General features: G+C 73.1%; 18 protein-coding genes. 10 read left to right on the forward strand and 8 right to left on the reverse strand.

Annotated features, from left to right (window positions below; genetic code table 11):
- From rimM to K5S26_RS05320, 4 genes are read left to right on the forward strand one after another with little or no spacing between them, the layout of a single operon-like run.
- On the forward strand, positions 1 to 606 hold the full coding sequence (rimM, locus tag K5S26_RS05305) for a ribosome maturation factor RimM (protein ID WP_221856648.1): 606 nt from the start codon (positions 1 to 3) through the stop codon (positions 604 to 606).
- Positions 607 to 611: 5 nt separating this feature from the next.
- Complete coding sequence (gene trmD, locus K5S26_RS05310; RefSeq protein WP_221856649.1) at positions 612 to 1,310, forward strand: tRNA (guanosine(37)-N1)-methyltransferase TrmD; 699 nt, start codon at positions 612 to 614, stop codon at positions 1,308 to 1,310.
- A 34-nt stretch (positions 1,311 to 1,344) separates the two neighbouring features.
- A complete protein-coding gene (locus K5S26_RS05315) occupies positions 1,345 to 1,836 on the forward strand; it encodes a MogA/MoaB family molybdenum cofactor biosynthesis protein (RefSeq protein ID WP_221856650.1) in 492 nt (163 codons plus the stop codon).
- Entirely contained in the window at positions 1,837 to 2,280 is a 444-nt protein-coding gene (locus K5S26_RS05320; RefSeq protein ID WP_221856651.1) for a molybdenum cofactor biosynthesis protein MoaE, read from the forward strand. It begins immediately after the preceding gene.
- 54 nt (positions 2,281 to 2,334) lie between these two features.
- Here the strand turns inward: K5S26_RS05320 and K5S26_RS05325 are convergent, their stop codons facing one another.
- The 7 genes from K5S26_RS05325 to K5S26_RS05355 are packed head-to-tail and all read right to left on the reverse strand — an operon-like array spanning position 2,335 to position 7,649.
- Positions 2,335 to 2,568: a MoaD/ThiS family protein gene (locus K5S26_RS05325; protein WP_221856652.1), complete on the reverse strand. Its 234-nt coding sequence runs from the start codon at positions 2,566 to 2,568 to the stop codon at positions 2,335 to 2,337.
- On the reverse strand, positions 2,565 to 2,843 hold the full coding sequence (locus K5S26_RS05330) for a DUF6457 domain-containing protein (RefSeq protein WP_221856654.1): 279 nt from the start codon (positions 2,841 to 2,843) through the stop codon (positions 2,565 to 2,567). Before K5S26_RS05330 ends, K5S26_RS05325 begins: the two co-directional genes overlap by 4 nt.
- Positions 2,840 to 3,319, reverse strand: a complete 480-nt coding sequence (moaC, locus tag K5S26_RS05335; RefSeq protein ID WP_221856656.1) for a cyclic pyranopterin monophosphate synthase MoaC — start codon at positions 3,317 to 3,319, stop codon at positions 2,840 to 2,842. The genes K5S26_RS05330 and moaC overlap by 4 nt, the downstream gene beginning before the upstream one ends.
- The gene (locus K5S26_RS05340; RefSeq protein WP_246603598.1) at positions 3,316 to 4,557 is read right to left on the reverse strand and encodes a molybdopterin molybdotransferase MoeA; all 1,242 of its coding nucleotides are present in this window, start codon (positions 4,555 to 4,557) and stop codon (positions 3,316 to 3,318) included. Before K5S26_RS05340 ends, moaC begins: the two co-directional genes overlap by 4 nt.
- Positions 4,554 to 5,762 carry a ThiF family adenylyltransferase gene (locus K5S26_RS05345; protein WP_221856658.1) on the reverse strand — a complete coding sequence of 403 codons (1,209 nt, stop codon included), beginning with the start codon at positions 5,760 to 5,762 and terminating at the stop codon, positions 4,554 to 4,556. Before K5S26_RS05345 ends, K5S26_RS05340 begins: the two co-directional genes overlap by 4 nt.
- A gap of 49 nt (positions 5,763 to 5,811) precedes the next feature.
- Positions 5,812 to 6,450, reverse strand: a complete 639-nt coding sequence (locus K5S26_RS05350; RefSeq protein WP_221856660.1) for a response regulator transcription factor — start codon at positions 6,448 to 6,450, stop codon at positions 5,812 to 5,814.
- On the reverse strand, positions 6,447 to 7,649 hold the full coding sequence (locus K5S26_RS05355) for a sensor histidine kinase (RefSeq protein WP_221856662.1): 1,203 nt from the start codon (positions 7,647 to 7,649) through the stop codon (positions 6,447 to 6,449). The genes K5S26_RS05350 and K5S26_RS05355 overlap by 4 nt, the downstream gene beginning before the upstream one ends.
- Before the next feature lie 139 nt (positions 7,650 to 7,788).
- On the opposite strand from K5S26_RS05355, the gene K5S26_RS05360 reads away from it, so the two are divergent.
- Both K5S26_RS05360 and moaA read left to right on the forward strand, forming a co-directional pair.
- The gene (locus K5S26_RS05360) at positions 7,789 to 8,706 is read left to right on the forward strand and encodes a CPBP family intramembrane glutamic endopeptidase (RefSeq protein ID WP_221856664.1); all 918 of its coding nucleotides are present in this window, start codon (positions 7,789 to 7,791) and stop codon (positions 8,704 to 8,706) included.
- A 96-nt stretch (positions 8,707 to 8,802) separates the two neighbouring features.
- The gene (moaA, locus tag K5S26_RS05365; RefSeq protein ID WP_221856828.1) at positions 8,803 to 9,855 is read left to right on the forward strand and encodes a GTP 3',8-cyclase MoaA; all 1,053 of its coding nucleotides are present in this window, start codon (positions 8,803 to 8,805) and stop codon (positions 9,853 to 9,855) included.
- Positions 9,856 to 10,052: 197 nt separating this feature from the next.
- Here moaA and map read toward each other — a convergent pair whose 3' ends face one another.
- Positions 10,053 to 10,826, reverse strand: coding sequence for a type I methionyl aminopeptidase (gene map, locus K5S26_RS05370; protein ID WP_221856666.1), 774 nt, complete (start codon positions 10,824 to 10,826; stop codon positions 10,053 to 10,055).
- A 97-nt stretch (positions 10,827 to 10,923) separates the two neighbouring features.
- On the opposite strand from map, the gene K5S26_RS05375 reads away from it, so the two are divergent.
- The 4 genes from K5S26_RS05375 (at position 10,924) to rnhB (ending at position 13,600) form a co-directional block, all read left to right on the forward strand.
- On the forward strand, positions 10,924 to 11,421 hold the full coding sequence (locus K5S26_RS05375) for an MFS transporter permease (RefSeq protein ID WP_221856668.1): 498 nt from the start codon (positions 10,924 to 10,926) through the stop codon (positions 11,419 to 11,421).
- Between the two features lie 208 nt (positions 11,422 to 11,629).
- A complete protein-coding gene (rplS, locus tag K5S26_RS05380; protein ID WP_221856670.1) occupies positions 11,630 to 11,980 on the forward strand; it encodes a 50S ribosomal protein L19 in 351 nt (116 codons plus the stop codon).
- A gap of 208 nt (positions 11,981 to 12,188) precedes the next feature.
- Entirely contained in the window at positions 12,189 to 12,941 is a 753-nt protein-coding gene (gene lepB, locus K5S26_RS05385; protein WP_246603679.1) for a signal peptidase I, read from the forward strand.
- Positions 12,941 to 13,600 carry a ribonuclease HII gene (gene rnhB / locus K5S26_RS05390; protein ID WP_221856674.1) on the forward strand — a complete coding sequence of 220 codons (660 nt, stop codon included), beginning with the start codon at positions 12,941 to 12,943 and terminating at the stop codon, positions 13,598 to 13,600. The genes lepB and rnhB overlap by 1 nt, the downstream gene beginning before the upstream one ends.
- The last annotated feature ends 26 nt before the right edge of the window (positions 13,601 to 13,626 follow it).

The raw sequence follows: 13,626 nt of genomic DNA on the forward strand, positions 1-13,626 counted from the left end.
GTGGCCGCTGCGAAGCCGGCCCGCAACCAGCTGCGCGTCGGCCGCCTCGTCAAGGCCCACGGGCTCAAGGGCGCCCTCAAGCTTGAGCTGTACACGGACGCCCCCGACGGACGGTTCGTCCCAGGCGCGTCGTTCACCCTGCAGGTGCCGGAGCACTCGCAGTGGCACCGCAAGACCATCACCGTGCGTGAGTTCCGCTGGATGAACCAGAACCCCGTGGTCTTCTTCGAGGGCGTCGACGACCGCAACTCCGCCGACACGCTCGTGCGGGCCATTCTCTGGGTCGACGAGGACGAGGACGCCCCCGCCGAGCCGAACGCCTGGTACGACCACCAGCTGGTCGGCCTGGACGTGGTGCGCGCCTTCCCCGACGGTGAGAGCGCCGTCGTCGGCAAGGTGGCACGCATCGACCATTTCCCCGCCCAGGACCTCCTGGTCGTGAAGACCCGCGACGACGAGGTGCTCGTCCCGTTCGTCGCCGCCATCGTGCCCGAGGTCGACGTCGAGGCAGGACGCGTCGTGGTGACCCCGCCCGCCGGCCTCTTCGAGGACCTCGCCGAGGCCGACACGGCCTCGGAGCCGGAGAAGCCCGCCTCCGAGGGGTGATCCGCGTGCGCATCCACATCGTCACCATCTTCCCGGCGTTCTTCGATGTCCTGGATGTCTCGCTGATCGGCAAGGCCCGCGAGAAGGGCCTGCTCGACCTGCGCGTCCACGACCTGCGCGACGCCGCGCACGACCGGCATCGCACCGTTGACGACACGCCCTACGGCGGGGGCGCGGGGATGGTCATGAAGCCCGAGCCGTGGGGCGTGACGCTCGACGACGTGCTGGGCGCCGCGGCGGACGAGCCCTTCGAGGGCGTGCTGGTCGTGCCGACCCCCTCGGGAGAGGTGTTCTCGCAGGCGCTGGCCCGCGAGCTCGCGCAGGAGCGTCAGCTGGTCTTCGCCTGCGGCCGCTACGAGGGCATCGATCAGCGCGTCGTCGACCACTACGCGAGCCGCGGCCGGGTCCGCCTGGTGAGCATCGGCGACTACGTCCTCAACGGCGGCGAGGTCGCCTCGATGGCGATGATCGAGGCCGTCACCCGCCTGATCCCCGGCTTCATGGGCAACCCTGAGAGCCTCCTCGAGGAGTCGCACGAGGACGGGCTGCTCGAGTACCCGATCTACACCAAGCCGGCGCTGTGGCGCGGCCTCGAGGTGCCGCCCGTGCTGCTCAGCGGCAACCACGGTGCCGTGGCGGCGTGGCGGCGGGAGCAGAGCATCGAGCGCACGCGCGAGCGGCGACCCGACCTGCTCGACGGCTGACCGCCGCCCGACGCGACGCTCGTAGACTCGGGACATGGACGAGGTCGGGACGACGCAGCGAGCGGCCGTCATCACGGTCAGCGATCGATCGGCGCGAGGCGAGCGGGAGGACCTCTCGGGTCCCGAGGCCGTGGCCGCGCTGCGGGTGGGCGGTTTCGACTGCGAGGACGCGGTCGTCGTGCCGGACGGCGCGGACAGCGTGGAACGCGCGCTGGTGGCGATGATCGCGGCGGGAGCCGTGGTGATCGTGACGACCGGCGGCACCGGGCTGGGCCCGCGCGACGAGACGCCGGAGGGCACTCGTCCCGTCCTCGAGCGCGAGATCCCCGGCATCGCGGAGGAGCTGCGTCGGATCGGGGCCGCCGAGAAGCCGGCCGGGATGCTGTCGCGCGGGCTGGCGGGGGTCGCGCGCGGTGCGCTGGTGGTGAACCTGCCGGGGTCGCCGGCGGCGGTGCGCAGCGGCATGCCCGTCGTGCTGTCGGTCGCGAGGCACGTGACCGGGCAGCTCGCGGGGGAGGACCACTGAATGGGCGAGCCGGTCGCCGGAGCCGTCAGGATCGCCCGGGTGTCGGAGACGGAGATCCGGCTCGATCGTCACGTCGAGGCCGTCGACGACCCGCGGATGGGCGCGGAGACGTCGTTCGTCGGGCGTGTCCGCGACCATGATCCGGACGCCGCCGGCACGGTCACGGCGCTGGAGTACACATCGCACCCGGACGCGGAGGCCACACTGCACGCCATCGCTGAACGCGCCGCGTCGGCGCACGGGGCGATCGTCGCGGTGAGCCACCGCATCGGCCGGCTGGCGGTCGGCGAGGCCGCAGTCGTGATCGCCGTCGCGGCCCCGCATCGCGCCGAGGCGTTCGCCGCGTGCCGCGAGGTGATCGAGGACATCAAGCGCGAGCTGCCGGTGTGGAAGCGCCAGATCGAGGCCGACGGGACCACCGGGTGGAAGGGACTCGGCGGCTGATCCCGAGTGATCGAGTGGTCGAGCGTTCGTCCGGCTGATCGACGAGGACGGCGCTCAGCCGCCCGCGAAGGGCGGCAGCACGTCGACCGTCTCCGCGTCGCCGAGGGCGGCGTCGTCGTCGCGGCGCTCCCCGTCGACCAGCACCGCGCAGCGCGGCAGGATCCCGCCCAGCCCCGGGTAGTCGGCGGCCAGCGCCTCACGGAGCGCGCCCAGGGTCGTCTCCGGGCGATCCTCCTCCGGCCGCCCGGCCGCCTCCTCGGCCGCGGCGAAGTACCGCACCCGGGTCACGTCGGGCTCCACGATTTGGCCAGTGCGACGATCTCGCCGACGGCGGCCTCGACGTCGGCCGGTGAGCCGCCCTTCCGCCCCGCGGAGAGGCCGGCCAGGAACGCGGTCAGCGGGGCGGCGGGGCGGGCGACACCGTGGGCGACGTCGCGCGCGAGGTCCAGGATCAGGGGGATCGAGACCTCCGCCGGGTCGATGCCCAGACGCTCGCTCGCGGCCCGCGTCCACTCGGCCAGCGCCTCGGGCGGCAGGGTCCGGTTCTTCTTCTCTTCCGTCATCGTTCGCCTTCCTCCCTCGTCCAGGAGCCGCTGCGGCCCCCCGTCTTGGCGACGATCTCGGCGTGCTCGATGCGCGCCGACCGGTCGACGCCCTTGACCATGTCGACGACGGACAGAGCGGCGACGGTGACCGCCGTGAGCGCCTCCATCTCGACACCGGTGCGATCCGCGGTGCGCACCGTCGCGACGATGGCGACCCCGTCGTCCTCGATCTCCAGATCCACGGTGGCGCCGTGCACGCCGATCACATGGGCCAACGGCAGCAGGTCCGCGCACTTCTTCGCTCCCTGGATGCCGGCGATGCGGGCCACCGCCAGCACGTCGCCCTTCGGCACCGCGCCGTCGCGGAGCGAGCGCACCGTCTCCGCCGCCACGCGCACGAAGCCGCGCGCCGTGGCCGAGCGCACGGTCGGCTGCTTCTCTGTCACGTCGACCATGCGGGCGTGGCCCGCGCCGTCCAGATGGGTGAAGCTCATGAGATCAGCATGACATCGACGAGGTCGCCCGCTTCGATCGCCTCGGTCTCGGCCGCCACGACGGCGTAGGCCTCGGCATGGGCGAGGCCGGCCGCCAGGTGCGATCCGGAGCCGCCGCCGGTCGCCGGCCGCACGGTCCACGCGGCGGGATCCACGCGGTCGAGAGCTGCCGGAAGGTATTGGCGACGCCCGGGCGGCGTGCGCCAGGAGGTGGCGGCGGGCAGGCGCAGAACGGGCCGGTGCAGGCTCTCGCGGCGCTGCATGGCCAGCAGCGCGGGGCGCACGAAGGTCTCGAACGACACGGCGACGCTCACCGGGTTTCCCGGCAGGCCGAACAGCAGGGCGCCGGTGGCGAGCCGACCGAACGCCTGCGGCTTGCCCGGCTGCATCGCGACCTTCGAGAACGCCACCTCGTCTTCGAGCACCTGCTTCACCACCTCGTACGCACCGGCGCTGACGCCGCCCGTGGTGACCACGACGTCGGCCGTGCGCGCGTCGGCGAGCACGGCCCTCAGCTCATCAGGCTCATCGGTGACGCGCGCCACTCGCAGCAGCTGGCCGCCGGCCGCCGTCACGAGGCCGGCCAACAGGGTGGCGTTCGACTCGGGGATCTGCCCATGGGAGAGCTCGGCGCCCGGATCGGCGAGCTCGGTGCCGGTGGAGACCACGACGACGCGCGGCGCACGCGAGACCACGACCCGGTCGGATCCGCTGGCCGCCGCCGCCGAGAGCTGCAGGGGACCGAGCACGATGCCGGCGGGAAGCACGGCGTCGCCCGCCCGCAGGTCCTCGCCGCGTCCGCGCACGTGGACGCCCGGGCGCAGGGGCGCGTGCAGCACGGAGATCTCGCCGAGCGAGTCGTCGAGTCCGCCCGAGGTGTCCTCGAAGGGCACGATCGCGTCCGCCGTGGTCGGCATGGGCGACCCGGTCATGATGCGTGCGGCCTCCCCGGCCCCGAGGACGGGGTCGTCTCCTGTGCCCGCCGGCAGATCGGCGACCACGCGCAGTCGTGCCGGCCGGTCGGGCGAGGCGCCCACCACATCGGCGAACCGCACCGCGAACCCGTCCATGGCCGAGTTGTCGAATACCGGCACGTCGACAAGCGCCAGCAGCGGCTCGGCGAGGGTCAGACCGGTCGCCTCCCGCAGGGGCAGCGTGATCGTCTCCGTCGGCACGATGGCGGCGAGCACGTCCGCGAGCTGCTCCTCGACCGTCCGCATGCCGGGCGAGCCGGTCATCGCGCCGCCGCCGGCATTGCGAGCGGCCCTCTCCAGGCGAGTAGTCCGCCCTCGAGCGTCACCGCGTCGAGGCCACGGCCGGCGAGCGCCGCCGCCGCCTGTGCCGAGCGCACGCCGCCGCGGCACACGACGGCGACTCCCCGGCCACCGGCCTCATCCCGTACCCGCCGGGCGACGCCGTCGGGGTCGGCGCGCACCTCGCCGAGCGGCACGTGGAGCGAGCCGGGGATCATCCCCGTCCGCAGCTCGTCGATCTCGCGCACGTCGACGACCAGCGGCGCGTCCGGCTGCTCCAGCCGTTCGGCGAGCGCGGCGGGTCGGATGCGCTCGGGAACCGCTCCGATGCGGCTCTCGACCGGACCGGGAGCCGATGAGCCACCGGCGACCGCGGCGCGGGGAGAGGGATCGCGTGGCGGCGCGTCCTCGCGCGCGACGCCCTTGAGGGGGACGGTCCGCTGCGACGCGCGCAGGCCGTCGATCACGAGGACACGACCGAGGAGGGGCTCGCCGATCCCGGCGATCAGCTGGATCGCCTGGGTCGCCATGAGCGCGCCGACCTGCAGGCACAGCGAGCCCAGCACGCCGACCTCCGCGCACGTGGGCACGTCCCCCGCGCTGCCCGTCGGATAGAGATCGGACAGACGCACGGCCGGGATGCCCGCCGGCGGCGCCGACCAGAAGACCGTCACCTGTGCGTCGAACCCCTGCACGGTGCCCCAGACGAGGGGCACGCCGAGCTGCTCGCACCCGGCCGCCACCGCCTCGCGGGTGTCGAAGGTGTCGCTGCCGTCGAGCACGAGATCCGCCCCCGCGAGGAGATGCGCGGCGTTGTCCGGCGTGAGTCGCTCCCGCACGGCGTGCACGCGCACCTCGGGAGCCAGGTCCGAGGCCGCGCGGGCGGCGCTCAGCGCCTTCGGCTCTCCGACGTCGGCGACGCGGTGCATCAGCTGACGCTGCAGGTTGGACAGCTCGACGACGTCGTCGTCGATCACGGTCAGCGTGCCGACGCCGGCGGCCGCGAGCGCCATAACGGTCGGGGACCCGAGGCCACCGGCGCCGACGATCGCGACGTGCGCGGCGGCGAGCCGTCGCTGTCCGACCTCGCCGAGCGGCACGAGCACGTGATGCCGCGCGGTGCGTTCCCTCTCGCCCGGAGAGAGCGCGGCGACGGGCTCGACCAGGGGTGCCAGTGATGCAGCGGCCATGGGCACAGCCTACGACCGGAGCGGCCGACGGGGCCCGGCGCGTCTTCTCTCAGGCGTCGTCCTCCGGCAGCTCCCGCGCGAGGCGGAGGGCGAGCGCCGTGCGGTCGGGCTGGTCGAGCTTGCGCAGTAGCGCCGAGACGGTGTTCTTCACCGTCCCGTGCGCGAGATGCAGACGGGCCGCGATCTCCGCGTTCGGCAGCCCGCGCGCGACGAGGTCGGCGACGGACCGTTCCGCGTCCGTGAGACCCGGGTCGCGGGGCCGCGGCGGGGGAGCGAGCGCGGAGCGGGCGACCCGCGGGTCGAGCACCAGCCCGCCGTCCACGACCTGCCGGATGGCGGCGCTGAGCGCATCCGTGGAGACGTCCTTCAGCAGGAAGCCGGCGGCGCCCGCGTCGAGCAGCGCTCGGACGAGTCGGGCGTCGTCGAAGGTCGTGAGAACGAGCACCGGCAGCCCGGGATGATCCGCGGCGCAGCGGCGCACCAGCCCCAGCCCGTCGAGGGTCGGCATGCGGGCGTCGGCCAGCACGACGTCCGGGGCGAGCTCCGGGATGAGCGCGAGCCCGCGCAGGCCGTGCTCGGCCTCTCCGACCACCTCGATGCCGTCGTCCGTCTCCAGGATCATCCGCAGTCCGCGGCGCAGCAGTTCCTGGTCGTCGACGATCAGCACCCTGATCCGGGCCCGCGTCATGCCGGTCCGCCAGCGGGCGCGGGCACCGTCGAGACGCGCGGCAGGGCGATCCCGACGCGGAAGCCGTCCGTCTCCGGGCCCGCCTCGAATCGTCCGCCGAGGGACTCCGCGCGGGACCGCAGCGAGCGCAGGCCGAACCCCTCGGCGTGACCGTCCTCGCCCGCGACGCGACCGCCGTCGTCCTGGATCACGGCCTCCACCCCGTCGGCGCCCGCCTCGACGCGCAGCCGCACGGACGTCGCGTTCGCGTGACGCACCACGTTCGTCAGCCCCTCCTGCACGAAACGCAGCAGAAGGAGCGAGTGTTCGCGGGGCAGTGCCGCGTCGTCCCCCTCCACCGAGACGCGGATGTCGATGCCGGTCCCACGGAAGGCGTCGGCGACGGCGTGGAAGGCCTCGGCGTCGCGCAGCGCGCCGAGCTCCACGGGATGCATCGCCCGCACGAGCCGGCGCATGGCGTCGAGCGTCTGCCCGACGAGCGCTCGAGCGCGAGCGAGCTCGTCCTGCGCGGCGTCGCGGTCGTCGACGCGCGCGGCGTAGTCGAGCGAGAGGCCGATCGCCGTCAGGCGGTGTCCGAGGTCGTCGTGCAGGTCGCGCGCGGTCCGCTCGCGCTCGTGCGCGAGCACGAGGTCGCGGTCGGCGCCGATGCGCCTTCGCAGCTCCGCGTTCGCCTCGTCCAGGCGGGTGAGCGCGTCGTGCAGCGCGTCGCCCACGCGCAGGCTGTCGCGCAGCACGACCCCGACGGCGGCCGCGATGCCCGCGAGCACGGCCGCCCCGATCGCCTCGGTGTACGTGGTCTCCACGGAGCTTCCCGCGCCGAGGTGCAGCACCACCACGAGGGCCACGAGTCCCGCCGCATAGGCCCACAGCACGAGTCCGCGGGCGAAGGTCACCCCGAGGACGAGGCACGCCGCCCACACGATGCCGTAGAAGAGCGAGCCGTTTCCGAGCGCCATGGTCGCCGTCGCCACCACCGCGAACGCGACCGCCGCCGTGCGGGATCGCTGGCCCGACCGGCGCCAGAGCACCCAGACGATCACGGCGACAGCCAGCAGCAGCACCACGGTCACCGTCATCCACACCGGTCTGCTGTCGTAGGAGTGCAGCACCATGAGGGCGGGCCCCGCCATGCCGATGCCCGCCGCGAGGTCGAGCAGCGCGGCGCGGAGCGGCGGGACGCGCGGCGGGATGCGGGGCACGCCCACAGCCTAGGCATGCGCGGCGGAGCCGACACGTGACCGGGGTCACGTCCTCGCCCGGGGGAGGTGACCCCGGTCATCGGCGCGCGTGACCCGGGCCCGGTCCGTCGGGCGGGGCGCCCTCCGTAGCGTTCCGGCCATGGACATCTCCGCCCCCGCCGTCCGCGGCGCGACCATGCCGGATCCCGGCCCCGAGCCGAGGCTCGGCGTCGGACCCCTCGGCATCTCGATCCGCCTCGTCGTCGCCGTCGTCGTGCTGATGGCCGCCAACCTCGTGGCCGGGTCGGTTCCCGCGCTCGCGATGCTGGTCCCGGGCGCCGTCGAGGCGCTCTCCGGGTCCTCCCCGTGGGGCTTCGCGCTGTCCTTCGCGATGCAGGCGCTCGTGCTCGCCATCGTGCTGGTCGCCGTGCGCTCGTGGATGCGGTGGGTCGAGCGCACGCCCCTGCGCGAGGCGGGGTGGCGCTGGGCGCCGCGCTCGGCGCTCTGGGCGCTCCTCGGCGTGGTCGTCTCGGCGGCCTCCGTGCTCGGCGTCACGGCCGTGCTGCCGGCGACGGGACCGGTGCTCGACGAACGATCGCTGACGGGAGACCAGGCGACGACGTCGACCACGGTCGTCCTGCTCGTGGTCTACTACCTCGGCCTCGCCTTCCTCCAGCAGGGCATCCCCGAGGAGCTGCTGTTCCGGGGCTGGCTGCTGTGGCGCCTCCGGGACCGCCCCGTGATCGCGGTGACGGTGACGACGCTCGCGTTCACGGTCATCCATCTGGTGTCGCAGGGCGGCCAGCAGTCGCCCGCGGAGCACCTGATCTACCTCGCGCTGCCTTTCGGCTTCGCGCTGCTCGCGACCGGTCTGCTGCTCTGGACGACGTCGCTGTGGGCGGCGGTCGGGGTGCACGGCGGGTTCCACGTCGGCAACTACCTCGCAGCCGTCTATCTGCCTCAGGTCGACGCGGTCACGTCGTGGCTCGTCGTCGGCGGGGCGCAGGCCGCGCTCGGCCTGCTGCTCGTCGTCACCGCCCTCCGGCGCGGGCGGCGGATCCTCGACGGATCGAGCTGACTCCGGCGTCGCGGCCCGAGGCCCGGGCGGGCGACCGTAGGCTGGGACGATGACGCGACGGAGCGAATCGTGACGGCGGTGCCGATCACGATCGGCATGCGCCCCGCGCCCGTCGCCGGCGCGGAGGCGGGGACGGGGCCGCTCGTCGACACCTTCGGCCGGGTGCACCGCGATCTGCGGATCTCCCTCACCGACCGTTGCTCGCTGCGCTGCACCTACTGCATGCCGGAGCAGGGCAACGAGTGGCTCGCCCGCACGAGCATCCTCACGCTCGACGAGATCGAGCGCGTCGCGCGCGTCGCCGCGTCAGCGGGCATCAGCACGTTCCGGCTGACCGGCGGGGAGCCTCTGCTGCGGACCGACATCGTGGACGTCGTCCGCCGGCTCGCGGCGATCGAGGCCGTCGCGCCCGACGGGACCCGCAGCCCGGTCCAGATCGCGATGACGACCAACGGCATCCGCCTGCCCGAGTTGCTGCCCGGCCTGATCGACGCGGGCCTGACGCGCCTGAACATCTCGATCGACACGCTGCGGCGCGAGCGTTTCCGCGACCTCACGCGCCGCGACCGACTGGACGACGTCCTCGACGGGATCGCGGCGGCCGCAGCCTCGGGGCTGCGCCCCCTGAAGCTCAACGCCGTGGCGGTGCGCGACGTGAACGAGGACGAGCTGGTCGAGCTGGTCGAGTTCGCGGTGGCCCATGACGCGCAGCTGCGGTTCATCGAGCAGATGCCGCTCGACGCGGGGCACACGTGGTCGCGCGAGCGCATGGTGACCCGAGAGGAGATCCTCGAGACGCTCTCGCGGCGCTGGCGTCTCACGCCCGTGCCCGGGCGCGGGGGAGCGCCGGCCGAGACGTGGATCCTCGACGGCGGCCCGCACCGGGTCGGTGTGATCGCCTCGGTCACCGCGCCGTTCTGCGGTGCTTGCGACCGTCTGCGCCTCACGGCGGATGGTCAGTTGCGCAACTGCCTGTTCTCGACGACCGAGTTCGACCTGCTGCCCATCCTGCGGAGCGAAGGCGCCGATCTCGACGCCGAGCTCGACGCGATGATGCGCGGCTGCATCCTGCGCAAGCTGCCCGGGCACGCGATCGACGACCCGTCGTTCCTGCAGCCGACCCGCGGCATGAACGCCATCGGCGGCTGAGCGCACGACCGCCCGCCCACGCCGGCCCCGAGCACTCCGCTCGACACCGCACCGCCGCGTCGAGACCGCGCTTCCTGCGCTACACCGCGCCCGCGGAACGAGACCGAGCTTCCTGCGCGAGACCGTCGCCGACGGTCCCGGTCTCGCTCAGGACCTGCGGTCTCGCGCAGGACTTGCGGTCTCGGTCTGTGCGGGGGTCAGAGGCCCGTGCGGTCGGTGAGGACGATCGGGCCATCGGCGGTGATCGCGATCGTGTGCTCCGAGTGCGCGCCGCGTGAGCCGTCGACGCTGCGCAGGGTCCAGCCGTCGGGGTCCGTCACCAGCTCGTCGGTGGTCTGCAGGAACCAGGGCTCGATCGCGATGACCAGGCCGGGCTTGAGGGGGAACCCGCGTCCCGGACGGCCGTCGTTGGGCACGTGCGGATCGCCGTGCATCACGCGGCCGACCCCGTGACCGCCGAAGTCGGTGTTGATGCTGAGGCCCTCGCCGTGCGCGACGGCCGCGATCGCCGCGGAGATGTCGCCGATCCGGTTGCCGGCCGTGGCCGCCGCGATCGCGGCGTCGAGCGCTCGCTCGGTCGTCTCGATCAGCGCGAGGTCCTCGTCGCGCGGGGTGCCGACGACGAACGAGACGGCGGAGTCGGCGACCCATCCGTCGACGGACGCGGCGAAGTCGAGGGTGACCAGGTCGCCGTCGCGCAGCGAGTAGTCGTGGGGGAGACCGTGCAGGACCGCGTCGTTGATGGACGTGCAGAGCACCTTGCCGAACGGGCTCGCCCCGAACGACGGGTGGTAGTCGATGTAGCAGGACTCGGCGCCCGCCTTGCGGATCATCTCGTGTGCGCGACGGTCGATGGCGAGCAGGTTCGTGCCCACCTTGGTGTCCTCGCGCAGCGCCGCGAGGGTCTCTGCGACGAAGCGGCCCGCCGGCCGCATCCGCTCGATCTCGGCAGGGGTGCGCAGTTCGATCATGAGGATCCTCTCGGTCGCCTCCCATTCTTCCCGATGAGCGGCTGAGACTTCCCCCAGCGCACGGTGTGACGCCTCAGCCGCGGCGTAGCATCTCGACATGACGCTTCGCCGGGCCTTCCTCCGCTGGCTGTGGTTCGCCGCCGCCGTGCTCCCGCTGTGGCTGCTGATCGGCTGGGGCGTCTTCAACGCCAGCGGATGGACGTTCCTGTGGGTGCTGTTCATCGCCCTCCCGTCGGTCGCGGTGACGCAGCTCGTGCTGACGCTGCTCGCGCGTGCGCGTCCGTCCGTCCGTCGCACCGGTGCCGTCTCCTGGCTGGACGTCGCCGGCTTCGGCGTGTGGCACGTGCTGACGATCGCCGTCGGCTTCTACAGCGAGGCGTGGTTCGGGCTGACGCTGACGCTCGCGATCGCAGCCGCGATCGGCGTGCTCTGGCTGCAGCTCTGGCAGCTGTGGCGTGAATCCGCGCCGGCACGCCTCCTCCGCGACGCCACGGACGATGCCCGACGCACCCTCGGCGACGATCCCTTCGCCTCGCGGCCCCGGGGCGCCGCCCCGGTGATCGTCGTCGAGGAGCGGACGCCGCCGCGCTCCTGACTCCGACCGGCTCCGCCGTCCCGGATTGGCGCGCGGCCGCGGGGCGTGGCACAATGGTCCGGTTGTGCCGTGGCCGCACGCCTGTCGGTGTGCCGCGCTTCGCCGCTCTGCCTCAGGGGAGCCGAGGGTCGTCAGACCTCACCGCACACGCAGACAATCCTTGAAACCAACGCGGCCGACCTGTGGCGGCTGCAGGAAGTGATCAGACATGCACATCCTCGACGCCGTCGACGCGGCCTCGCTGCGCTCGGACATCCCGACCTTCGCCCCCGGTGACACCGTCAAGGTGCACGTGAACATCATCGAGGGCAGCCGCTCGCGTATCCAGGTGTTCCAGGGCGTCGTCATCGCCCGCCAGGGCGACGGCGTGCGCGAGACCTTCACGGTCCGCAAGATCAGCTTCCAGGTCGGCGTGGAGCGCACCTTCCCGGTGCACTCGCCCGTCATCGACCACATCGAGGTCGTGACCCGCGGTGACGTTCGCCGCGCCAAGCTGTACTACCTGCGCAACCTGCGCGGCAAGAAGGCGAAGATCAAGGAGAAGCGCGACAACGGCTGAGCCGATCCGCTCCTCCGGAACACCCCGTGGCCCGTCGGCCACGGGGTGTTCCGCGTCGTGGGCCGAGGCGCTCCGACACGTTCGGGGGATCGTCGGCACGCCGTCCGCCTACCCGCGACGGATGTGCGAACCTTGAGCAAGTGCGCCGGACGGCGCTCGGCAGTCGAAGGATCCCATGAGCAGCGAGCCCCCCGCCTCCGCGGCGCCGATGTCCCGACGCAGTCGCCGCGACGAGGACCGCGAGGAGCGGCCGGGCCGCTCCCGAGGCTGGATCGTCTTCCTCCGCGACGTCGTCGTGATCATCGTCATCGCGGTGGTCGTGTCGTTCCTGGTGAAGACCTTCGTCGTCCGCTCCTTCTTCATCCCCTCGGCGTCGATGGAGGACACGCTCGTCATCGACGACCGCATCCTGGTCGATGAGCTCACGCCGCGCTGGAACGACTACACCCGGGGCGAGGTCGTGGTCTTCAAGGATCCGGGCGGCTGGCTGGACACGCCGCCCGCCGCTCCGATGACGCCGCCCGCCGCCGCCGTCGACTGGCTGCTCAGTCTCGTGGGGCTCTCGGCATCGGACTCGGACGATCATCTGGTCAAGCGGATCATCGGGCTCCCGGGGGACCACGTCGTCTGCTGCAACGCCCTCGGTCAGATCACCGTCAACGACGTGCCGATCGACGAGCTCGACTACCTCAAGCTGCCGGACGGCGACACGGAGGCGTCCAACGACCCGTTCGACGTGACCGTGCCGGACGACGCGCTCTGGGTGATGGGCGACAACCGCGATCGGTCGAAGGACTCCCGGTACAACACCGACCAGCCGGGCAACGGCTTCGTGCCGCTCGAGAACGTCGTCGGCCGAGCCTTCCTGCGCACCTGGCCGCTCGACCGGTTCGGAGCGATCGACGCGCACCCGGAGGTGTTCGCGGGAGTGCCGGATCCGGAGCCGGGAGAGAGCCGCTGATGGCTGTGGCGATCCCGACGCTCGCCGTCGAGCGGGAGCTGCTGCGGGAGGCCCCGCTCGTGTTCGCCTGCGACGAGGTCGGCCGCGGCGCGCTGGCGGGGCCCGTCGCCGTGGGCGCCTCGGTCGTCGACGCGGACTCGGCCACGATGGAGGTTCCGGTCGGGCTGCGCGACTCGAAGCTCGTGCCGGAGCCGAAGCGCGCCGACGTCGCCGAGCGTGCGGCCGGGTGGGTGCGTGCGAGCGCCGTCGGGTGGGCCGACGCGGGAGAGATCGACGAGGTCGGCATCATGCGGGCGCTGGGGCTCGCCGCCATCCGCGCCCTCGCGGCACTGGAGGAGCTGGGCTTCGCGCCGGCGACCGGCGTCGTGCTGCTGGACGGCAACCACGACTACATCACGCCCGCGGGGGCCGCCGGCCTCGACGTGCGACCGGTGATCAAGGCCGACAGGGACTGCGCGTCCGCGTCGGCCGCGTCGGTGATCGCGAAGGTCGCCCGGGATGCGCGCATGGTCTCGTTGCACGACGAGCATCCGGCATATGAGTGGCAGCGCAACAAGGGATACGCGAGCGCCGCCCACCGCTCGGCCATCCGGGAGGTCGGGCTCAGCGCCCATCACCGTCATTCGTGGGCGATCGCCGACGCCCCGGTGCTGTTCTGACCGCGCGCCGTGGGGGCCTCGCGCGC

Origin of the sequence: Microbacterium marinilacus (assembly GCF_019753765.1) — a bacterium.
Taxonomy (GTDB): Bacteria; Actinomycetota; Actinomycetes; order Actinomycetales; family Microbacteriaceae; genus Microbacterium; species Microbacterium marinilacus.